The organism is Candidatus Poriferisodalis sp. (assembly GCF_965262965.1).
Lineage (GTDB): Bacteria > Actinomycetota > Acidimicrobiia > Acidimicrobiales > Poriferisodalaceae > Poriferisodalis.
Genome location: NZ_OZ253573.1, coordinates 2,096,194 through 2,116,801 on the forward strand (window position 1 = coordinate 2,096,194; position 20,608 = coordinate 2,116,801).

A 20,608-nucleotide genomic window follows, 5' to 3' on the forward strand; every position below is an offset into this window, starting at 1 on the left:
AACCGGTAGATCAGCGACTCGAAGCTCACTCCGAAGTAGAGGATCATCATTGCCAGGCACTTCGCATCGCGCCCGTGTTCTTCGATCTGCTCTACGAGATCCGCGCGACCCGGACTCACACTGCGCTCGACTCTGGCTTCTAGTCGCTGTCGTCGGCGCTCGACGATGCGGTTGTGAGGCTGTGGATCGATGCGACGACTGGGGCGGCGGCTGATGTGCACCACTCGATGAGCTCGTTGATGCTCATCTCGGGCTTGCCGTTCTCGGTCGGGTCGTCGTGCTCTGATCGGCCGTTGGCTGATCGCTGATGCGCCCCCATCACAGCGAGCCCGAGAGCTGCCATGACTACGCCGAACTGGTGCCTGAGGTCGGCGGCTTGGTCCTCGCTCGCCTTGGAGCGTGAGATCTCTTTGCGGAGCCACTTGTTGTCGGCGTTGTACCTGAGCTCGTAGACGCCGTTTCCGTTGTCGATTCTGCGCAGAGCCGTGTCGCCGTCGAATGGTTCGGGCACCTGCTGACCCCAGGATTCCTCGCGGACTTCCTTGATTTCCGGTGCGTCGCCCTTGGGTGGCCGCTGCCGCGGCTGGCGAGGCGTGTCGGGCGGCTCGCTGGGTTCTTTGGGAGATTGGACGGCCAGCTCGATCGTGCTGACGAAATCGGAGGTCTGGTGATTGTCGTCGAAGACGGTGAACTTGAACTGGAGCACGTCTCCGGCCGCTGCGGTGTCCGGCAGCCGTAGCCTCATCTCGGCCACGCCCTCGCTCAGATGCCAGCCGTCCACGAGATAATCGGCGTTCTCCCAAGAGCCTCCACCCGCTTCCATGTCCAGGCATCTCACGCCCGGTGCGTCGACCCGATCGAAGTAGTCGTCTTTGGCGTCTGTCTCGAATACGAACCGGAGGTAGTCGAGTCCGAGGTGCACATCTCGATGCCGATGACCGTCTCTTGCGCCCCTGAGACGGAAGAAGGTCGGGAACTGACGGAGTTCCGGTCTCTCATCGGTGTGTGCGAAGGGCCTGTGCGGGTTCGAGATCTGGGTGCCGTCGATGAGGAGCCTGCCCAAGTCCGGGTTCTCCCGTATCAGCGTGTCCAGCAGCTCCTGAACGGTGCGGCGTGCCTGCTCGTCCGTGGCGCCCGGGTAGCGGGAGCGCTCGTTGCGCAGCGTCTTCAACGCCGGGTGTTCGCTTAGATCTTTGGCGAGCCTGTCCTTGATCTGCTTCGCAAACAAGGAATCCGCAAGACGATCCCTGCTTGTCATCATCAGAGCGCTCTCGTGGGTGCTGCTAGCTCTGATTATTCACGAGTCGGGCGGACTGGGTTGTCTGGGTCCGCGGAAAGGCCCCTCTGACCTGCGACGATGTGTGTCTGTGATGAACGCATCCGCGAGTTCAGGGGGGCATCTCCGAGGTGAAACTTAGCAGTGTCACAAACGCGCGTCTGGCAGGCGGCGGGGATCGTGTGGTGTGGGGTGTGGGGTTGTTCGCTTTGGGCGGGTTCGCGGACCGGGTCGGGCTGACCGAGGCGCTGTCGGGTGCGGTGCCCCCACGCGGCGAGCGGGCCCCGGTTCATGACCGGGGCGCGGTGCTGGTCCATGCGTTGTTGATGCTGGCCGGCGGCGGGGAGGCGTGCACCGACATCGAGCATCTGCGTGCTCAGCGGGAGCTGTTCGGCGACGTGGCGTCGGACTCGACGCTGTACCGCACCCTCACGGGCCTGGGCGAGGGCGGCGCCGCGGCGCTTTTGGGCGCGGCCGCAGCGGTGCGCGAGCTGTTGTGGGCCGACCGTGACCGCAGCGCGCCGCTGGTGGTCGATGTCGACTCGACGCTGGTGGAGGTCCGCTCGGAGAACAAGGCGGGAGCTGCGCCGCATTACAAGGGCGGGTTCGGGTTCCATCCGATGGTGTGCTCCACTGCGGACGGGGAGCCTCTGTGGATCAAGCAGCGGCCCGGCAACGCCGCCGCGAACGACATCGCCGATCACCTCGAGGTGATCGACGCCGCTGTGGCGACGCTGCCCGAGCCCGACGCCGTGGGCCGCCGCGAAGGCGACGACGACAGCCTCGTGGAACGCCCGCTGGTGGTGCGCATCGACGCCGCGGGCTGCTCGCCCAGACTCGCCGCGGCACTGCGGGACCGCAACATCGGCTATGCGGTGTCAGCTCGGTCGGCTCCGGGCGTCCAAGCAGCGATCCGCGGCGGCCGCGGCGACCCGGACCGCTGGCACAACGCCCCAAAGCGGCCCGCCCAGCGCAAGCGGCGCGGTGCTCAGGTCACCGACCTCGCGGACCTGTCGGGCTGGCCCGGCCGCACCCGGCTGATCGTGCGCCGCGAGCCGCGCCACCCCGGAGCGCAGCGCAGCCTGTTCCCCAGCGAGAACTTCCGATACTGGGGATTCCTGACCGACCAGCCCCGCAGCGCCGTGCAACTGGATCGGCTGATGCGCAGCCACGCCGACGTCGAGAACGCCGTGTGCCGGCTCAACCACAGCGGCCTGACGCGCATGCCGTTCACCGACTGGCACGCGAACAGCGCCTGGGCCGCCATGTGCATCATCGGCCTCGCGCCCCTCGGCTGGTTCCAGAACGCCTGCCTCGACGGGGCGCTGCGCCGCGCGGCCCCCAAACGGCTCCGCTGGGAGCTGTGGCACCTCCCCGCGCTCGTGTGCCGCACCGCCAGACGCGTCCTTTTGCGCCTGCCCGAACAGCACCCCGGCGCCAAAGCGCTCCTCGCCATCGCCCACCCCCGCTGACCCCCCAGCCAACCGGTCCCGCGCGACGCCTGCCCCCGGCGGGACAGCCCCGCCACGCCCCCAGCGCCGCCTGAGCGCCACAACCGGGGCCATCGGCTCCCCTGCGACGCTCCCGCCGACGCCCCAACAGCCCCACACCACCAAACCGGGCGCAAAGCACACCGAAAATACGACCAACAGAATTCTCATGAATAATCAGGGCTAGAGCTTGCCTCCTCTTGGAGAACACGGCGTTCGTTGGGCGTTCTCGGCGGCAGCGACGTGCAGAACAGCCAGCTCCTGTCCGGCTGGTATGTCTCTATAACTGACGGAGGTTGTTGACGAGCCGCAACCATCAACAAACGGCTGTCGAAGTCGCCGAAGCCGTCAGGGCTCTGCCCGACCGCGTCGCGGTCTTGAGCGAGTCCCCGCGCTGACGAAAACTGGGCAACGTCTGAACGCTGCTCGCCGGCCGATCGGCGACGGGAATTCTTGCGGTGTTAGAAGAGTTCTCTTGCGACATGAATGGAGTCAAGACGGGTTGCCGACGCTGAGGCTCATTCCCGGACAATGCGAAAGAAAAAGAAAACAGTGAAAACTATGAAGAACATAAACATGATGAAGAAAAATAAAATAGTGAAGCCAGGGAGTACACTGTGGGGATGGCAGGAGACCGGCCCCGCTATTTTCCCGACAAGTCGGATGTCCCTGATGCGCTGCCGTTCACTCCGGGGTTCGGCAGCACGCCTTCCTGCTTGGTGGGGAGAGACGAACTGATCCGCAAGGTGTGCACCCTGTTGGCTGGCGACCCAGCCAGCGAGGGCGGCGCGAATGTGCTGCTCGCCCCGCGGGGTATGGGCAAGACGGTATTGCTGAACGAGATTGAGGGCGCCGCCCAGGAAGAGCGGGGCTGGCTGGTGCTTGCGGTAGCAGGGACCGACGGCGACCCGATTGCCGAGACACACAAGGCGGTTGTGCAGGCGCAACATTCCATGGCACAGGCTCACGGCGAGCCAGCCAGACGGCAGGTGTCGGGGGTGAGCTTGGGCGCTGGAGGCGTGTCGGCCGGTGTCTCATTCGAGGAAGAGCCTGATCTGAGGCGGACGAGCTACGGAGACGACCTTCGACGCGACCTGGGGGAGCTCGCGGGTGCCGCCGCCCGGATCGGCGTCCGTGTGCTGCTCACCATGGACGAGATGCATGCGATCCCGCTCGCCAAAGCCAGGCAGCTCGGCTCGTACATTCAGCACATCGCAAAGCGGGAGCGGCAAGCGCTGGTGTTCTTGGGTGCCGCATTGCCGTACATCACAGAAACGCTGTTGGCTGATCGGAAATCGACCTTCCTGCAACGTCTTGCCGTGCACAAGGTGGATTCGTTGTCAGAGCAGGAGGCGCGTCGCGGATTGCGAGAGCCGATTCTGACGCACGGGGGCCTCATCGGCGACGATGCTCTCGATACAGCCAATTCGGCTGTGGCCGGCCATCCGTACATGCTTCAACTGGTCGGGGACAAGATGTGGCGCGCAGCGGGCGGTCCCGGCAGGCCGATCACTGTCAGCCACGCCAAGCAGGCCGTCGCCGAGGCCGATGAGTCGCTCCAAGACCACTTGTTCGCCCCCACGTGGCAGAGCCTCTCGGACACCGACAAGCGGTTCTTGGCGGCTTTGGCTGCACTAGCCGAGAGCCATGAGTCGCCCCGGGTGGCCGCTGTGTGCGAAGAGGCCGCCATCGGCAAAACCAGCGCCAGCGCGTATCGCAGGCGGCTGTTGCTGTCGGGAATGGTCAGCCCTGGTGGACGAGGACGGTTGAAGTTGGCGCATCCGGCAATCGGGCCTTGGCTGCGGCGATCGATAGTCGCGGGCTCGCTTCGTGTTCCAGAAGGGGACAACACCGGATAGTGCCACAGCGGGCGCTAGGTCACGACACCCATCTGCCAGGGCACAGTTCCTCCTCGCCGAAGCCGAGCCGCTCGCTGGTCGTGGTCGCGCCGCTGGCCACGTCGAGCAGGAGATCGAAGAGCCTCTCCGCCACTTCGCGCGACGAACACGAGCGCTGCGGGCAATCCCGAATCGGACCCCGACTTCGACGACCTGTACGGATGCCGAGAGAACACCGGCGCACACCTCCGACGGCTCAAGCGGCACATGCCCGACAAGCGATGCAAGACCATCGGACGCACCAACGTCGACTTCGGCATCCTCGCCTACCGCCTCGACGTGCTGGCCAACGCGCTCGTCGCCTACCGCAACCGCACCGGAGCCGACGTCAGCTACTGGTTCGGCAACTACTTCGACTCGGGATAGACAGCACAGCGCCCCATTTGTCGATTCCGCCGCAGTGGCGCTGAATCGGCGCGGCCGGAAGCGTGATTTCGGTCACAATGGCCGAAAGACTGGAGCAACAGCAGTGAAACGGGGCCGAATCAGGCCCCGAAATACGGTGTCTTGCAAATCCGCGCAGCATTGCGAGCACCTCCCGCCCTCGTGGGACGTGTGCGGAACGGCAGTGTCCCACCGAGTGGTGGGGGTTGAGGTAGTCGCGGGGGTCCACCGGTAGGGGGGCCATCGGCGTGGTCCTCGGTGAGAGAAATCGCCCATTCTTCGGGGAGGACACACTGGTGGCCCTTTCTGATGATGACACAGCGCAGCTGTGGGAGACGTTTCGCGTCGGGGGCGGCGCGGAGTTGGTGCGCGGCGCGGTGCGCTTTGTGCTCTAGATGATTGAGCCTTCGTCTTTTGTTGGGATTCGGGCTGCTGGGCTCGGCGGGGTTCATGTTAGGAGGAGGCCGCGGGCTTCGAAGTTGGCGTAGTTGGTGAAGCCGTGGGCTCGGCGTCGCAGGACTTGGAGCAGGTTGTTGGTTCCTTCGATGCGGCCGTTGCTGGGCCGTCCCGTTTGGTGCCAGTTGAGGATCTGCTGGTGCCAGGCGAGGAATGTGTCGACGGTGTCGCTGAACTCGGGTATGTCGCCGGTGCCGTAGATGTCGGCGAACCGGTCGAGCGCTTCGAGGGCGCCTTCGCGGTCGTCGGCGAGATAGAGCTGGTGCAGCTCGCCGAGCGCGTCCCATGCTGCTTTGAGCCGCGGGTGGGCGGCGAACAGCGCGTCGAGCCGGGACTGCTCGGCCGCGTCGAGCTTGTCGGGCCGACGCATGAGCAAGAACCTGGATCGGAACACTTCGGGATCGAATGCCGGTTTGGAGCCTTCGGGGCGACGCTGCACGTCGCGGCGCACAGCGATCAGGCCGGCTTGGAACCATCTGATGACGTGGAACCGGTCCAGCACATGGCGGGCGTGGCCGAGCCGCGCCTCTATGGCTGCCTTGTACGCCTTGGAGCCGTCGGACACCACGACCTTCACGCCGCGGCACCATCTATGCCCCTGGGCAGCCAGAAAGCCGCTCAGAGCCTGGGTGTCGCGGTGGGGCACCATGGCGAGCACCTCGCCGGTGTCGCCGTTGACGAGCACCGTCACATACCGGTGCCGCTTGCGGATCGAGGTCTCGTCCACCAACAGCACCCGACACCTTTGCCGCCGACGATGGTCGGCGACCAGACCCGCCCAGGCCACCACCAAAGCGTTGACCAGCTTCCAGCCCACCTTGTGACGCTTCGCCGCCGCGTTGACCGTCATCTGACGCGCGTCGGCCACCAGCCGACGGGCCAGACGCGCCGTGACACGGCCCTCGAACGCCGGATGGTCCTCCATGAACCGCCGGCCGCCGCAGACGCCGCAGACCATGCGCCGCTGCTCGAACACCAGCGTCACCGGCCGGCCCGACACCTCCAAGTCGCGGATCTCCCGGTCCCGGCGATCATGAGCCTTCCCGCTCGGGGTCCCGCAATCAGGACAACACGGGCGGCGCACCGTCGAGCGCACCCGCACCACCAGCCGCTCAGGCGCGTCGACCACCACCCCCAGCACTTCGACACGCGGCAGCCACAGCCGCACCGACATAACATCACGCTTCATCGAGGCCCTCCAGGGTTCGGCATCTCACAACACCGATCCCCCCACGGCCTCGACCCCTACAAACGGACCCTCAACCCACCCTCATCCCAACAAAAGGCGAAGGGCCACTTGAACTGGTGTCGATCTATCGTGGGCTACCCGGCTCAGGGACCGACCCCACCGGCTACGGCGCAACACGAAGACAGGTAGCGCGGTGGCGGTCGAATAGGACCGGAACTGATCCCCGACTTGACATTCACTTGCGTCCTCTGGACTACAGCCTTGGGAAGCCACGAGAGAAGGGCATAGATGTGCAGCTGGCGCTCGATCTCGCCTTCGGTGCTGCGAATGGCGAGTTCGATGTAGTCGTGTTGTTTTCGGGCGACTCGGATCTGCTGCCGGCGCTAGAGCGTGCGAGCGCCTCGGGCGTCGCCTGCGAATCGGCGTCGTGGCGAGATGGCGGCCGACGACTTCCCAAGAAACCGTTTCTCATGTGGGAGCATCGCCTGACCGAGCTTGACTACAGGCACGTCGACGACCCCACGGACTATCGATAGACGGTCATCAACCAGTCGTCGCTAGGCGAGTTGCAACCAACGACGAAACATGGCAAGCTTCGCCCAATCTTCCCCGCCGTCCACCACCGCCCAGCGGAGGTGCACTGGCGGGGCTTTACTTTTTTCGGTCGTCTCACGGACCCCATACGCCGGGAGCCGGACGCTCCCCGAAGCAAGGGCCATCAGCATCGGACAGTGTCACCCAACGTGATCATCAGCCTGCGTGCGGAAATGCAGGCTGGTTTCCGCGAGATCAACGCGACGCTGCTGGACCACACCGATCGACTTGCCCGTCTCGAAGCCGCTGCCGGGCTGCCCGGTTCCGCCGACGTGGATCAATGACACGCCGTTGGTGTAGTTGTAGGTGTTGAAAAGAATTCGTCGACCGTCGGGTGACCAGCTTGCGGTGCGCGTCGACGACAGCCTGAAGTGGTTCGACTGCCCAACTCCGCAGGGGCGACGCTGTGCCGAGCGATTCCGGTGGGATCACGTCTGCAACCCAGCGGCCCATCTACCGTGGCGCCGGCTGCCAACGTCCGCGATGACGTGCGGCCCTGCAGGTATGAATCACCCCGGGTTGAGTAGAGACTCGGGTTGTTGAGTCACGGCCGGGGTGGCTGTGACGGTTTGACGGTAGTAGGCGGTTTCGTGTTCGGCGGGTGTGGTGTAGTTGCCGCGGCCGGCGAGCAGGGCGCTGTGGCTGCGTCGGTGGTTGTACCAGTCGATGTATTCGAGGGTGGCGAACTCGACATCGCGCAGTCCTTGCCACGGTCCTCGTGAGTAGATCAGCTCCCATTTGAACAGGCCGTTGAAGCTCTCGATCATCGCGTTGTCATACGAATCGCCCTTGCTGCCGACCGAGGCGACGATGTCGTTGTCGTCGAGCCGCTGGCTGTAGCGGATGGACAGATATTGCGATCCGCGGTCGCTGTGATGGGTGACCCCCTCGGTGCTGCGGCCGTCGCGGCGGCGCCCCGAGACGGCCATCTCCAGGGCGTCGAGCGCCAGCTCGGTGCGCATCGACCGCGAGGCCTGCCAGCCCAGCACCCGCCGCGAATAGGCGTCGATCACGAACGACACGTACACCCAGCCGCTGTGGGTGCGCACGTAGGTGAGGTCCGCGAGCCACAGCCGGTTCGGGGCCGGCACTGTGAAATCGCGGTTCACCAGGTCCGCTGGCCGGTCGGCGTCGGGGTCGCTGGTGGTGGTGCGCACCGTGGCGCCTCGGCGGGTCCCTTCGAGGCCCAGCTGGCGCATCAGCCGCTCCACAGTGCAGCGAGCCACCGTGATGTGCTCGACGCGGTTGAGGTGGTCCCACACCTTGGCCGCCCCGTACGCGTCGTAATTGTCCCGGTGCACACGAGCGATCTCTGCGCGCAACCAGGCGTCGCGCTGCGCCCGCGCCGACGGCGGCCGGCACCTGGCTGCGTAATAGGTGGACGGGGCGATCCCGACGCTGTGCTCGCACAGCACAGCGCAGATCGGCTCGACCCCGAACCGGCCTCGATGGGCGTCGATGAACGCCACTATCGCTTCGACTGGCGGTCGAGCTCCGCCCCGAAGAAAGCCGACGCCGCCTTCAATATCTCGTTCGCTCGGCGCAGCTCACGGTTCTCGCCTTCGAGCTCTTTGATCCGAGCACGCTCCAGTGTCGTCACGCCCGGGCGGGTCCCGCCGTCGATCTCAGCTCGGCGAACCCACAGCCGCACCGTCTCAGGCGTCGGCCCCAGCTTCTCCGCGACCGAGCAGATCGCCTCCCACTGCGACCCGTACAGGCGCTCATTGTCCAACACCATCCGCACCGCACGTTCACGCAGCTCGGCGGGATATCTCCGATTTCCTGGCATTGCTCCATCCTCTCAAGGAACAGAGCCTCCACGAAACTCGGGGTGATTCAGTATGCAGAGAGGATCGAGCTATGACCAAGCCCGCCCCAGCCGATCCGCCTCAGCAGGTTGCTGATGAGACGCTGCTGCCCGGCGGCGTCGAATTCGCCAGCCCCTGGATACGACTCGGGGCTGCCATTCTCGAAGGGGTCTTGGTCGGTCTGACCCTTGGTATCGGTTGGGTCATCTGGGCGCTGTTCATCGTCCAACGAGGACAGACACCTGCGAAATCGCTCCTGCAGCTGCGAGTGATTGACGCCCAATCACTCGAACCCGTCGGGTTCGTCAGGATGTTCTTCGTGCGCGGCCTCATCGCAGACTTGGTCGCCAGCGTTGCGATCATCCTCACCTTGGGCGTTCTGATGTTCATGCCGTTCTGGGATCGCCGAAACCAGACCCTGTGGGAGAAGCTCTCGGGCACGCACGTCGTTGTGGACCCGAACGGCGCCCGGGGCACCAAGACCTAGCTGCCCCACTCGCCAGCGATCGCCTCGTCCTCGACCGGGAGCCCATAGATCTTCCACTGCTGCCAGGCATCGAGGGAGGACTGTGGCTGGTGCGGACACCGGGCCTCGCTGGCTAGCGATCCGTACGGCGTCCTCGGCGGGGATGCCGAGCGTGCCATGGGGATCGTCGACGACGACTGTTGCGATGCCGATCAGCGTGCCGTTGGAATCGATGATGACGCCGCTGCTGCGTCCCGCTTCGATGTAGGCATTTGTTAGGACGTAGGTGGGGCCCGCGGGATCCGGCGTGTGGACACTTGTCAGGCGGCCTGGGACGATGGTCAGCGTCGGAACGCCGATCTCTGCTTCCTCGTACGCGGCCAGGAAAATGATGGTGCCGACTGGCGTCGCGGCACTCTCGGCGATCGGGAGCGCCTCAAGCTCGACGTCGACTGGGCCCAACACAGCGAGATCGGTCCGGGGCTCCCATGCCACCAGCGGCACGGTGCGGCCCTGCAGGTCGTGTGCGCTCGATGTCACCTGGGCAGCCTCGTAGGTGGCCACGAGGCGGTAGCTGGTGACGATGTATCCGCCTTCGACGATGAGGCCGGTGCCGACGCCTTGGGGCGTCTCGACCAGGACGAGCACGGATTGCATGCGTGGCAAGAGCGGCAGCGCAGCCAGTCCGTCTTGGCTGGATGCGCTGTCTGAGTGTGTGAGCGGTTGATCGGACGATTCGAGTGTGGTGGGGGTGTCGGCTTGATTCGTGTCCAGTGGTGCCGTCGGGCCCGAATCGGAACCCGATCCGCCGTCGCTGTTGCACGCGGCAAGAGCTGTAACCGCCAGCAGGACGACGCCGAGCAATGCCCAGCGAGAGGCGGTGTTGGGCGTCATTGCGCCAGCTGATCGCATGGTGCCCCAACTGTATGGACGGGGGCACGCGCCGCCGAGCGAGCTGCTGCACCCAGCGGCGCTGGCATGGGTGGCTAGGGTCCAGCGGGTGCGGCGCATGAGGGCGGCATTGCTGTCGCTGCTTGCCGGGATTGCCGGGCTGTGCGGCGCCATCGTGGCCTACTGGCCATCATCGCCGATCGACAGCCCCGAGACCTCGTCGGCAAAGCACCCGACCTCATGGTCAGCTCCCGCCGCTCCTAGCCGGCTTCGGGGCTTTTCGCGTCGGTTCTTCGATGGCGTTCGCAGCGTTCTTGTGGTCCACGAGCCAGATGGCGACCGTCACCTTGTCTATGGCTGAAGGTAACGACGAACCTGAGGTGTGTCTGAGTCTTCCGCGGAGATCGGCTGAGAAATGAACCAAGTCATGCTGTGTTCTCGGGGTTGTTGGTGGTGGTCCGGCGGTTGTGGTCGAGCCGTCGTGTGCGGGCTCGTTGGAGGCCTTGCCGGCGGGCCTCGCGGATCGGTTCTCCTCGTTGGTGGTGTTCGTCGTCGGGGGTGACGTAGCCGAGCGCTTCGTGCAGCCGGACTTCGTTGTAGTCGATCCGGATGCGTGCCAGCTCTGTGTCGAGCAACGCCGGGTCGGTGATCTCGTCGAGGTGGGGCCATTCGTGCTTGATGTGCCCGAAGAAACTCTCGATCCAGGCTTGGTCGGTGGGGGTGTGGGGTCGGCCGTGGTGTTGGGCGATGGCCATCATCGCCATGTAGGCGCGGGTGTCGTGGCTGGTCATGGCCGGGCCGTTGTCGGACACGGCGAGCAGGATCGGCCGGTCGGGGTCGTCGATGTCGAGATCGAGGCGGTCGTCGGTGAGCAGCTCGTCGAGATCTTGGGCTAGCAGCGCCTGGTCGAAGATGACGCGCACTTGGGTGGAGGTCTCCTCGGTCGAGACCAGGGTGGTGATCCAGTAGCGGGAGACCATGTCGACGATGGCGAACACGCAGCGCCGGGCCCGCCCGAAGTGGGTGACGTCCCAGATCCAGATCCTGTTCGGTTCCCAGACCAGCCAGTGGGGCCACGGCGTCTTGGGCCGCCGTGGTGTCGGCGGCTGTTCGGGCAGCACAAGCCCGTGGGCAGCCAGAACGCGCCGAAACGTCGAGGGGGCCACCCACACCCGGCCCACATAGGAACCGCGGTGGGCGAGCTTGCGGTGCGACCGGTCGACCGGTCCCCACTCTTCAGCGACAGCGAGGACCTCCGCGACTTCGTCGGCCAGCACCGCATGCACCGGCGCGCCGCCCGGGGCGAGGTCGCTGAGCGTGCCCAGCTCGCGTCGGCGGGCCCGCCAGCGGTGCACCCGGTCGTCGGAGACCTGCCACACACCGGTGGCCCATGTGTGCCAGAACCCGGCGGCAACGGCGTCGTCGACGGTGTTGAGGACCAGCTCTTTGGCCTCGGCGGGGACTCTCGCCGGGACCGGTCCGTTCAGTCCCAGCCGGATTTTCCCCGGACAATGGCCAACTCGATCGCTTGGACCTTGATCGCCTCGGTGAGCTGACCGATCTCTGCCCGGGCCGCTTCGAGCTCCCAGTTCCGTTCGGTGGCCGGGCGACCCGGTTTGCGGGCCAGCGCAGCCAGCGCCGCGTCCTTCACCGTCCGGCGGATGGAGATGATCGTCGACACATCGACCCCCCACTTCCGGGCGGCGTCGGCCTGGGTGATCTCTCCGCCCGCGACCTGCAAGTAGATCTCCCACTTCGTCTCCGCGGACAGCTTCTTCGGTCGACGCCGACCCTCGCTGACAGTCATCTGATGCTCCTTCACGCGTCAGCGAGAACACGATCAGACTTGGTTCATTCCTCGGTGGACCCTCCGCGGCAAAGTCAGACGCACAACAAACCTCCGCGGCAGTTCGAGTAAGCCCGTTCAGTTCAAGCTTGTCCAGCAGCTCGTCGAGGCGCAGTGATGGATTGTCTAAGCCTGAATCCACCGATTGGCTGTTGGTGAGCGTGGGGTTTCTGGGCTGGTGGCGGGTTGGGGTGGTGCGGTGTTGTTGGGGGTGTGGTTTGGTGTGTTTGGGCGTGTTCTGCTAGGGGTGCGGGTGTGGTTCGGGGTTGTCGACGCTGGGTTTGTGTGGGGGCGTCAGTTCCGGGCTGTGCTGTTTAGCCGGAGGGTCCGGGCAGAGCCCTGAGAGCGTTGAGCGTGGCTGTGAATTGTGTTTCCCAGGGCCAGCGGGCGGGGTATCGCAGGGTGGGTGTGCCTGATCGGTTCACCAGCACGGCGGCGAGTGCGACGAGTCGGGTGCGGCGGGAGCGGTTGGTGGCCGCCGGCGCGCCGGCGAGCGTGGCGCTCCAGTGGCCGATGTTGTGGGCGAGCGCTGCGCAGGCGAGCCATGCGCAGTTCGCGCCGTAGTGGCCTGAGGGGACGTGTTCGAGGCCGGAGCCTTCTTTGAGGTCGCGGATGGCGAGCTCGACCACGGCGTGGCCGCGGTGGAACTCATCCGCGGCGGCGGTGTCGTGGTCGGTGTTGGTGATGAATGCGTGGTGCCGCCAGTCGGGCCACAGTCGTTGCTGTGCGCCCTCGGCGAGGCGGGTGCGGCGCACCACGAGACGAACGGTGCGCTTGGCTTTGCCGCGGCCGGTGGTGTATTGGGTCTCGGCGACCTGGGCGCGGCCGTCTTTGGTGTAAGCGATGTCGGCCCACGCGTCGTCGCGGATCGCTTGGATCGCTGTGCGCACAGAGGATCTGAGGGCGACGGTGATCGACCATTTGATGTCGTGGGCGTCGAGACGGTCGATCAGCTTCCATGACCAGAACCCCGAGTCCCCGCGCACCGTGACCGGCCCGCTCGCCCCGGCCCGCCGCAGGCTGGCGACGAGCTCGTCGGCGAAGCGCACCACGCCTCGCGAGGACCCCGCGGAGCCTTTGCGCATGCGTGCGCCGAGCACCTCGCGGGTGTCGGCGCGTGCAGCGAGCAGCGGGTGATAGCCGAGCACGCTGGTGTAGCCGTACGCGGCGCCCTGTTTCTGCTTGCCGTGGACCTCGCAGATCGTGGAGTCCAGATCGACCACCAGCGGCGCCTTGCCGGGGCCTGCGCCCAGCGCCCAGGCGCGAGCCAGCGTGCGCGACGCCACCGCTTCGAGCTGGCGGACGTGACCGAACGTGAACGTCCGCAAAAACGACCCCACCGTCGAGGGCGCCATCGGGGCGAACCCCAGCACCCGCCCGGTGCGTCCGGCGCGCAGCATCTCGACGTGATCGATGTGGGTGCCGCCAGCGAGCATCGCGGCGACCACGGTGCAGATCTTGGGACCCGGGTTCGCGGAACCGGTGCGCACCCACCGCTCGATCAGCCCCAACAGGCCCAGACGGGCCATCAGCGTTCCCGCCAGGATCAGGCCCGCGTTGGCCACCAGGCCCTCATGATCGAACGTCGTTGCGAACCGGTCCAGACTGCGCGATGATCCAGACACAAAAAGTGCCTCCTGTTTTTGAGACGAATGTGACAACGAACATCACAATCGTCGCAGATCAGGAGGCCTTTTTCGCGGACGCGGCAACCCACACACACCCACCGAATCGGTGGATTCAGGCTAAGGCATCCGCTTGGCGTTGCAGCGTGGTGGCCACGATCGCTGGATGGAGCACATCTGCGTCGAATACCGCCGTGAACGCCATACGGTCGGCCTGTCCAGCTAGTACTCGAGGCCGATTGCCTGAGCCTCTCGGGAGAGATCGTCGAGTATTCCTTGGCGGAACTCGTCGTCACGTTGCTTGTAGCGCAGTAAGTGTTCGAGGAGCACTTTGCGCCTGTTGCCGACGCGCCGATACGGCAGCTTCCGCTCGTCGAGCAGTTTGATCAGGTATGGCCGCGACACGTTCAAGATGTCCGCCGCGCCTTGAGTGGTGAGCTCGGCCGGCACGGGGACCACGGTGACCGCATGTCCTTCGGCCAGGGCCGTCAGCGCGTCAACCAGCAACCGGGCCGCGAACGTCGGCAATTCGAGATGGAGTGCAACGAGCTCACCCGGTGCCGACGTGTCGAACGACGACCGCAGCCCGACAAGTTCTGCGAGCGCGGTCTCGGCTCCGACCGCTACGTCCGGGCTCGGGATCTCGTACTCGCGCACGATCGTTGCGCTCGACATCTCACCCCTCCTCGTCAGGTTGGCCTGGGCCACTTGACAGCAGGTCGCCCTCTGCGACAGATGAACTATAGCCTGTAGTCGAAATATATGTAATAAGAGCGTTAGCGGATTGGGCGGTTGTGGGGTTGCCAGCGGTTGCGGTGGTCGATGAGTTTGATGGTGATGATCAAGGCGACGGCGAGGGCGAGTTGGGCGAGGCGGTGCTCGGGTTTGCGGTCGGTGTTTCGTCGCAGTTGGCCGTAGTTGGACAGCCATGAGTTGGTTCGCTCGACGCGCCAGCGCAGCCCCAGCGGCGCTGTGACCGGTTCTGCGGGGCCGTCGTGGCCGGGTCTGCGTTTGGGGGGCCGCACCAGATCGCAGATGCCCGCCGCGGCGGCTGACCGGTCGACGCGGGCGCCCCAGTAGCCGCGGTCGAGGTGCAAGGTCTCGGTGTCGTGATGCAGCCCCCGCCGTTCGATCTCGGCCACGGTCGGGTCGAACAGCATGATGTCGTTGCGGTTCGCGCCCGCGGCGGCCCACCCGACCGGGATCCCCGCCCCGTCGATCGCGATCGACCACTTCCAGCCGAGTTTTCGCCTGTCCACGGGGCTTTTGCCGGTCCCTTCCCCACCGCAGGGAGCTTTGTGGGTGGACCCGTCGATGCACACGTCATCGAGGTCGAGACCCACGATCCGGTCATAGGCGGCGATCGCTTCGGCCGCGATCCGCTCGAACACGCCCGCAGCGACCCACTCGTCGCGGCGCGACCGCAGCGTCGTGTCCGACACCTGCCATCCCAGCAGCGCCTCCGCGCACTGCCACGAGCAGCCCGTGGCCAGCCGCACCAGGATCCCCCAAAAGCACAGCCGGTCCGATATCCGGGGCCGATGCCCCCTGCCAAGGTCACGAACCGGCCGCACCGGCAGCATCGGCTCCACCGCCGCCCAGATCACATCCACCACCTCAGGCTCCAAAGCGCGCATGATGAAACCGGCCTCCACGGGTTGTCTTGTTCGGACAACCCGACCAATACACCGGGGAACCAGCCAACCCGTGGATGGCCAATCCGCGCGGCCTCTAAGTATGTTATACGCTGTAGAGGCTGTAGAAGAATCAAGTCCGTATACGCACGAGTCTGTAGTTCCCGCGAGTGGCGCTATGCGCATCGAGATCGACACCGACGGCAACGGCGTGGCCGATTTCGCTATGAACGGGTTCGGTTCGTCGTCGAGCGGTGTGCAGTTCGTGGCAGCGCCTGATGGCAACGAGTACATCGAGGCTGGCTCGGCTGCGTGCGATCTGTCGTCTGGCGTTGGCTCGGGCACGCTGGCGGCGGCACGACGTGTCACCAGCGGCCGATCCGGCTGATCAGCTTCGGATGGCCTTGATGAACTGCTGCACCACAGCAACAGCTTCGTTGCGCAGGCGCCATCAGAAACCGATCACCTCACGGCGAAGGTGATCAGCTTGCTCGCGTCCGCGTTGGGGGTCTCGCCGCACATCGACGTAGAGCCGGAACACGTTGGCGATCCACTTGTCTCGCTGACGGGTCCGAAACGCCAAGGGCGCATCGTTTCGTTCCTGGAGGATCACCAAGTTCGGTCCTGACTCGACTGGCTGCGCTTGGAGAGACTCACATACGGCGTCGGGGTCTGCGGTTGCATTTAGCCAGACTTCGACGACAGGAACGTTTGTGAGCAGCGGCGATATGCGTGCGACTGCTGCGGTGCCGGTGAGCGCGTACTCGGTGCCAGTCCGTTCGAGGCCGTCGCAGATCTCGTCGACCAGCCGGTCGGTGTCGAGGAGCATCGCTTGCGCCACCAGACTGGACTTTCCGGACAGGCGGCTGCGGGGCTGAGCAGGCCGGGCACGCGACTCACCGGTGGTCCTCATGATGAGTCCGGGCAGCGTCAAGTGAACATTTCCGAGTCCGTCGACCGACCCGACACCAGCCTCAGCCAAGATCGCTCGCGCTGCGCGGGTCATCTCACGTCCGATGACGACCATCGGCATCGCAAGCTGCTGCGCTTGCCGGGCCAGCTGTTGAGCCGAAGCGCCATTGACGCGAGTCTTGAATTCGATCGCCACCGATGTTGCCGTGCCGGCGTGCTGGACGACAGCGTCGGCGGCGAGGTCGCCTACGACCTGCGAGGCAACCCAGTCCCGAATCAGCAACTCAACGGCTTCCGCCACCCATAGCGGCTCCGCTGGCGGCGGCACGGTGACGTGCTGGAGAGGCGACCACCAAGGCGTGGGGAGCTGTGCAGCTCTACTTCGCGACGACCTACCCCGACAGCTTCATGCGCAACCCACGGGGAGCGGAGATCCTGGCCGGCACGGTGACTCATCTCGTACGGGCCCATCGAAGGCCCAGCTTGCCGACGGCAAGAAGGTCGAAACGGCTTTCGTCCTCGGAGCAGGCGATAGTAGGGTAAGCAACCATTAGATCCCCAGGCAGCCGGCCTATCGCTGCGCTGCCTGTATGAAACCCCCGGGGGGCGGCAGTTGCCGCTCCCCGTATTTCGTTTCACTGCCGGGCATCGTGTGTGCTGCTATTCGGAGCGGCGGTTCTCTTGGTGCCCCGCCATCAACTTTTGGGAGCCACGATGCGACAGCGTGAGACTGCCCCGAGATCCCGACTATGCAATAACACACAGCATCCGGGAGGACACGCCATGGCAGCCTCGATCTTCGCGGACGCCTGCCTCTACTTGTCTTCCCACCCATCCGCGTGAGCACCCGAACGTTGACCCGCGAGGCGCGGGTCCACAACCCTGCAGGCGTCGGGTGCCGCTTTCGGCACGCTTTGTCCTCAGAGGGGCTTTCGCTCATCGCTGAGATCAAGCGACGGTCACCTTCGCGTGGAGCGCTGCGCGAGGATGCCGACGCTCGAGCACTCGCGGTTGAGTACCAGAGAGGCGGTGCATCCTGCCTGTCGGTGCTCACGGACTCGCAACTGTTCGGTGGGTCATCCCAAGACCTGCGCGACGCATGCGACGCGTCCGACCTCCCGGTGCTGCGCAAGGACTTCCTGACCACCCACGTGCACGTGCACGAGACGCATCAGATGGGTGCCGACGCGATGCTGGTCATCGTGGAAGACATGGAGTCAACGAAGCTCCGGCCGCTGCAAGAGCTAGCGCTCACGCTTGGCATTGATGTGCTGACCGAGGTACGCACCGAAGCCGAGCTGGATCTCGCGGTCGGGCAAGGCGCCTACATGATCGCGGTCAACCAACGCGACGACCCGAAGAATTCCCACCCGACCGTCGACTACAACAAGGCTTTGCGCATAGCGGGCATGTTCGATCAGCTCCCACCTGGAATCATCAAGGTCGCCGCATCCGGCATCGGTGTTCCCGACGGCACCCCGCTTGCCGACATAGCAGCGGCGGGCTACGACGCAGCATTGGTCGGGGAAGCGTTGGTCACAGCTTCAAACCCGGCCGGGGCAATACGGAACCTCCTGCGTAGTTGACCCAGGAAGCGGGGCTTCTCGCGTCCCTACGCGCCTAGGAGTGTGCTGGGCAATGCCCGAATGGCCGCCTTCGCAATTGCAAAACCACTGGTCAGAGGCTTGCGGTAGTGGCAGATTCCGAATAAATCAGCAGTCTCCCAGTGCTGTGACCGCAAACGTTTGCGCTGTCGTCGGCGCGTCGGGTGCTGGCGTTCCGCAGTTGTCGCAAGCCGTGTCAGCTGGGCCCGGAGGTGTTTGCGCCCGCGCAGCATGATCGGTGGCGCGATGCGACCTGCTGATCCGGCGACGGTGATCGGGCAGGGGCACGCGCCCGTGACGGGTGCGCTGTGTTGCGGTGCGTGGGGGTTGCGCTGGCGTGGGTTCGGATGTGGTGATGTCGTTCGGGGGCTTTCGTATAACACCCCACACTTACAGTCATTGTCATGAAGCGCTCAGACGTTCGCACCGATTCGGCGGCGGGAATGCCGACTGGCTCGATGCCGGCGAGCGACGCGGCCGTGGCCGCTCCACCCGCGCTGTCGTCGCCGGCTGGGCCGGTGTCGCTTCGGGTTGAGCCGGTTGAGGCGGCATCGATCGCGGTGCCGCCGGTCGGTCCGGTGTCGCTTCGGGTTGAGCCGGTTGAGGCGGTGTCGCTCGCGGTGCCGCCGGTCGGTCCGGTGTTGCTGGTGGAGGGTGTGTTGTCGGTGCTGTGCGGGGCGCGTGACATCGTCGCGCGGGCGTCGCGGGTGCCGTTGGGCGATGCCGGCTGCGACACGCTCGCCGATGTCATCGACGTGGCGTCTCGGCTGCGCTCCGCCACCGACGCGGTGGTGCTCTCAGCGACTGCTGCGCTCGAGGCCGCCCGTGCGGGGTCGGGCCGTACTGCGCTGGTGGGCCGGGCGCGGCTGAGCAAGCGCAACGCCAAGCGCACCGTCGAGGCCAGCGAGCAGGTCGCTCGGATGCCGAACGTGGCACGCGGCCTCGCGGCGGGCGAGCTGAACGTCGAGCACGCCCAGGTACTTGCCGACGCTGCGCGGCGCACCAGCGCCGACGCGGTCGATTCCGCAGCCGAGTTGCTCGAAGCCGCCGCGCAGGTGTCGCCTGAGACGCTGCGCGACCAAGCCCGCAGGTTCGCGGCCCGTCACGACCCCGACGCTGCTGAGTGCGAGCTGGGCCGTCAGCGCCGCGCACGGTGCGCGTCGTTGTTTGTTGACGAGTCGACTGGGATGGGTGTGCTGCACGCCGAGTTCGACCCGGTCAGCTTCACGTTCGTGCGCCAGGCACTCGAGAACTACAACGACGCCTTGTGGCGTCTCGACGGCGGACGCGACGGCACACCGGGCCAGATTCGCGACAATCGCCAACGCCTCGCCGACAGCCTCTTCGAAATGGTCACCGACCGCAACGCCCTAGCCACCATCGACCACCCCGCCGCACACAACCCCGACACCGACCGCCGCCCACGAACCAATGACAGCCACGACAGACGCAGCGACGCCGCCCAAGGCCGCGACAGCGATGCCGGCCATGGCGGGCACTGCGATGCCGGCCATGGCGGGCACTGCGATGCCGAGCACGACGGACACTGCGATGCCGCCCATGGCCGCGACAGCGATGCCGGCCATGGCGGGCACTGCGATGCCGGCCATGGCGGGCACTGCGATGCCGAGCACGACGGGCACTGCGATACCGGCCATGGCGGGCACTGCGATGCCGAGCACGACGGACGAAGCGATCACGGCCACGGCCGCAACGCACATGCCCACGACCGCACCGAACGCCCTCGCGACGGCGGTGCCGGCGATGCGAGGCTCGGCTCGGGCGGCGATGGCGCCTCCCACAGCCCAGCGGGCCGCTCGATCGATCGGTGGCGACCCGCCCAAGCACCCAACCAGCTCATCATCATCGCCGAGACCGGCGTCATCGACGGCACCAAACCCCACGGGCTCTGCGAACTCCTCGGCACCGGACCCGTCCCACCCGCAATCCTCGACAACCTCTCACCCGACACCCGCATCCGCGGCGCACTGTTCGACACCAACGGAGAAATCCTGTGGCTCGGACGCAGCCACCGACACGCCAACGCCGCCCAACACCTCGCCATCGCGATACGCGACCGCGGCTGCGTGCTGTGCCGCGCACCCATGCACCGCTGCCACGACCACCACATCAACGAATGGGCCGCCGACAACGGCACCACCGACATCCCGAATCTGGCAGCCCTGTGCAACGACTGCCACGCCAAGCTCCACAACAACAACGAGCGCCTCGAGCGGCGCACCGCCCCGCGCCGATGGACCACCACACCCCGAACGAACACCACCGGCCAAACCAACGACACAACACCCACAGCGCCGCCGTGATCTCGCCTGCGGTCTCGGGGCGTGTGTCCCGCCGGGCCAGATTGACGACACAACAGCGACAGGGCCACAGCGCCGCCGTGACCGTGATCCCACCCCTCGCGGCCGTCGGCGTACCCGCCAACGCCACCGACGCCAGCCACACGGCGGCACACCCGCTAACGCCACACCCGGCGACAGCGCGAACGTTTGCGGTCACAGCATTAGGAGTGTG

19 protein-coding genes, 1 pseudogene and 1 other annotated feature are annotated in these 20,608 nt (G+C 66.0%); of the genes and pseudogenes, 10 read left to right on the plus strand and 10 right to left on the minus strand.

Annotated elements, in window-relative coordinates; translation table 11 throughout:
* Positions 1–139 precede the first annotated feature (139 nt).
* The gene (locus tag ACQY5K_RS10045; RefSeq protein WP_428114689.1) at positions 140–1,261 is read right to left on the minus strand and encodes a hypothetical protein; all 1,122 of its coding nucleotides are present in this window, start codon (positions 1,259–1,261) and stop codon (positions 140–142) included.
* Between the two features lie 146 nt (positions 1,262–1,407).
* Here ACQY5K_RS10045 and ACQY5K_RS10050 point away from each other — a divergent pair, with 146 nt between their 5' ends.
* From ACQY5K_RS10050 to ACQY5K_RS10060, 3 genes are all read left to right on the plus strand, one after another.
* The gene (locus ACQY5K_RS10050) at positions 1,408–2,748 is read left to right on the plus strand and encodes an IS1380 family transposase (protein ID WP_428114692.1); all 1,341 of its coding nucleotides are present in this window, start codon (positions 1,408–1,410) and stop codon (positions 2,746–2,748) included.
* A 641-nt stretch (positions 2,749–3,389) separates the two neighbouring features.
* Positions 3,390–4,625 (plus strand): ATP-binding protein, encoded by a 1,236-nt coding sequence (locus ACQY5K_RS10055; protein ID WP_428114694.1) that lies wholly within the window; start codon positions 3,390–3,392, stop codon positions 4,623–4,625.
* Between the two features lie 246 nt (positions 4,626–4,871).
* A complete protein-coding gene (locus ACQY5K_RS10060) occupies positions 4,872–5,030 on the plus strand; it encodes a hypothetical protein (protein WP_428114696.1) in 159 nt (52 codons plus the stop codon).
* A 466-nt stretch (positions 5,031–5,496) separates the two neighbouring features.
* On the opposite strand, the gene ACQY5K_RS10065 is transcribed toward ACQY5K_RS10060, so the two are convergent.
* A complete protein-coding gene (locus tag ACQY5K_RS10065; protein WP_428114698.1) occupies positions 5,497–6,693 on the minus strand; it encodes an ISL3 family transposase in 1,197 nt (398 codons plus the stop codon).
* Between the two features lie 116 nt (positions 6,694–6,809).
* On the opposite strand from ACQY5K_RS10065, the gene ACQY5K_RS10070 reads away from it, so the two are divergent.
* Both ACQY5K_RS10070 and ACQY5K_RS10075 read left to right on the plus strand, forming a co-directional pair.
* Positions 6,810–7,229: an NYN domain-containing protein gene (locus ACQY5K_RS10070; RefSeq protein ID WP_428114701.1), complete on the plus strand. Its 420-nt coding sequence runs from the start codon at positions 6,810–6,812 to the stop codon at positions 7,227–7,229.
* 207 nt (positions 7,230–7,436) lie between these two features.
* Positions 7,437–7,571 carry a hypothetical protein gene (locus ACQY5K_RS10075; protein ID WP_428114703.1) on the plus strand — a complete coding sequence of 45 codons (135 nt, stop codon included), beginning with the start codon at positions 7,437–7,439 and terminating at the stop codon, positions 7,569–7,571.
* 225 nt (positions 7,572–7,796) lie between these two features.
* On the opposite strand, the gene ACQY5K_RS10080 is transcribed toward ACQY5K_RS10075, so the two are convergent.
* A protein-coding gene (locus ACQY5K_RS10080; RefSeq protein WP_428114706.1) for an IS3 family transposase occupies positions 7,797–9,076 on the minus strand; the annotation gives its coding sequence in 2 pieces (ribosomal slippage) (positions 7,797–8,797 and positions 8,797–9,076; 1,281 coding nt in all).
* Positions 8,670–8,798: a sequence feature (AL1L pseudoknot), on the minus strand. Its footprint overlaps the gene before it by 129 nt.
* A gap of 71 nt (positions 9,077–9,147) precedes the next feature.
* On the opposite strand from ACQY5K_RS10080, the gene ACQY5K_RS10085 reads away from it, so the two are divergent.
* Complete coding sequence (locus tag ACQY5K_RS10085; protein ID WP_428114708.1) at positions 9,148–9,582, plus strand: RDD family protein; 435 nt, start codon at positions 9,148–9,150, stop codon at positions 9,580–9,582.
* Between the two features lie 195 nt (positions 9,583–9,777).
* Here the strand turns inward: ACQY5K_RS10085 and ACQY5K_RS10090 are convergent.
* Positions 9,778–10,626, minus strand: a pseudogene (locus ACQY5K_RS10090) (S1 family peptidase); the annotation flags it as partial.
* On the opposite strand from ACQY5K_RS10090, the gene ACQY5K_RS10095 reads away from it, so the two are divergent.
* On the plus strand, positions 10,562–10,813 hold the full coding sequence (locus tag ACQY5K_RS10095; protein ID WP_428122848.1) for a hypothetical protein: 252 nt from the start codon (positions 10,562–10,564) through the stop codon (positions 10,811–10,813). The pseudogene ACQY5K_RS10090 and the gene ACQY5K_RS10095 sit on opposite strands and share 65 nt — an antisense overlap.
* A gap of 64 nt (positions 10,814–10,877) precedes the next feature.
* Here the strand turns inward: ACQY5K_RS10095 and ACQY5K_RS10100 are convergent, their stop codons facing one another.
* From ACQY5K_RS10100 to ACQY5K_RS10120, 5 genes are all read right to left on the minus strand, one after another.
* On the minus strand, positions 10,878–11,831 hold the full coding sequence (locus ACQY5K_RS10100; protein WP_428114710.1) for a transposase: 954 nt from the start codon (positions 11,829–11,831) through the stop codon (positions 10,878–10,880).
* Between the two features lie 104 nt (positions 11,832–11,935).
* Entirely contained in the window at positions 11,936–12,259 is a 324-nt protein-coding gene (locus ACQY5K_RS10105) for a hypothetical protein (RefSeq protein WP_428114711.1), read from the minus strand.
* A gap of 353 nt (positions 12,260–12,612) precedes the next feature.
* Positions 12,613–13,923: an IS1380 family transposase gene (locus ACQY5K_RS10110; protein WP_428114714.1), complete on the minus strand. Its 1,311-nt coding sequence runs from the start codon at positions 13,921–13,923 to the stop codon at positions 12,613–12,615.
* Between the two features lie 222 nt (positions 13,924–14,145).
* Positions 14,146–14,598, minus strand: a complete 453-nt coding sequence (locus ACQY5K_RS10115; RefSeq protein ID WP_420442795.1) for a helix-turn-helix domain-containing protein — start codon at positions 14,596–14,598, stop codon at positions 14,146–14,148.
* 101 nt (positions 14,599–14,699) lie between these two features.
* Positions 14,700–15,578, minus strand: a complete 879-nt coding sequence (locus tag ACQY5K_RS10120; protein WP_428114717.1) for an IS5 family transposase — start codon at positions 15,576–15,578, stop codon at positions 14,700–14,702.
* Positions 15,579–15,735: 157 nt separating this feature from the next.
* On the opposite strand from ACQY5K_RS10120, the gene ACQY5K_RS10125 reads away from it, so the two are divergent.
* Positions 15,736–15,945, plus strand: coding sequence for a hypothetical protein (locus ACQY5K_RS10125; protein ID WP_428114719.1), 210 nt, complete (start codon positions 15,736–15,738; stop codon positions 15,943–15,945).
* A 63-nt stretch (positions 15,946–16,008) separates the two neighbouring features.
* Here the strand turns inward: ACQY5K_RS10125 and ACQY5K_RS10130 are convergent, their stop codons facing one another.
* A complete protein-coding gene (locus ACQY5K_RS10130; protein WP_428114722.1) occupies positions 16,009–16,770 on the minus strand; it encodes a hypothetical protein in 762 nt (253 codons plus the stop codon).
* Positions 16,771–17,308: 538 nt separating this feature from the next.
* Between ACQY5K_RS10130 and ACQY5K_RS10135 the strand changes: the two genes are divergently transcribed.
* Positions 17,309–18,055 (plus strand): indole-3-glycerol phosphate synthase TrpC, encoded by a 747-nt coding sequence (locus ACQY5K_RS10135; RefSeq protein WP_419921775.1) that lies wholly within the window; start codon positions 17,309–17,311, stop codon positions 18,053–18,055.
* Positions 18,056–18,477: 422 nt separating this feature from the next.
* A complete protein-coding gene (locus tag ACQY5K_RS10140; RefSeq protein WP_428114724.1) occupies positions 18,478–20,397 on the plus strand; it encodes a DUF222 domain-containing protein in 1,920 nt (639 codons plus the stop codon).
* The last annotated feature ends 211 nt before the right edge of the window (positions 20,398–20,608 follow it).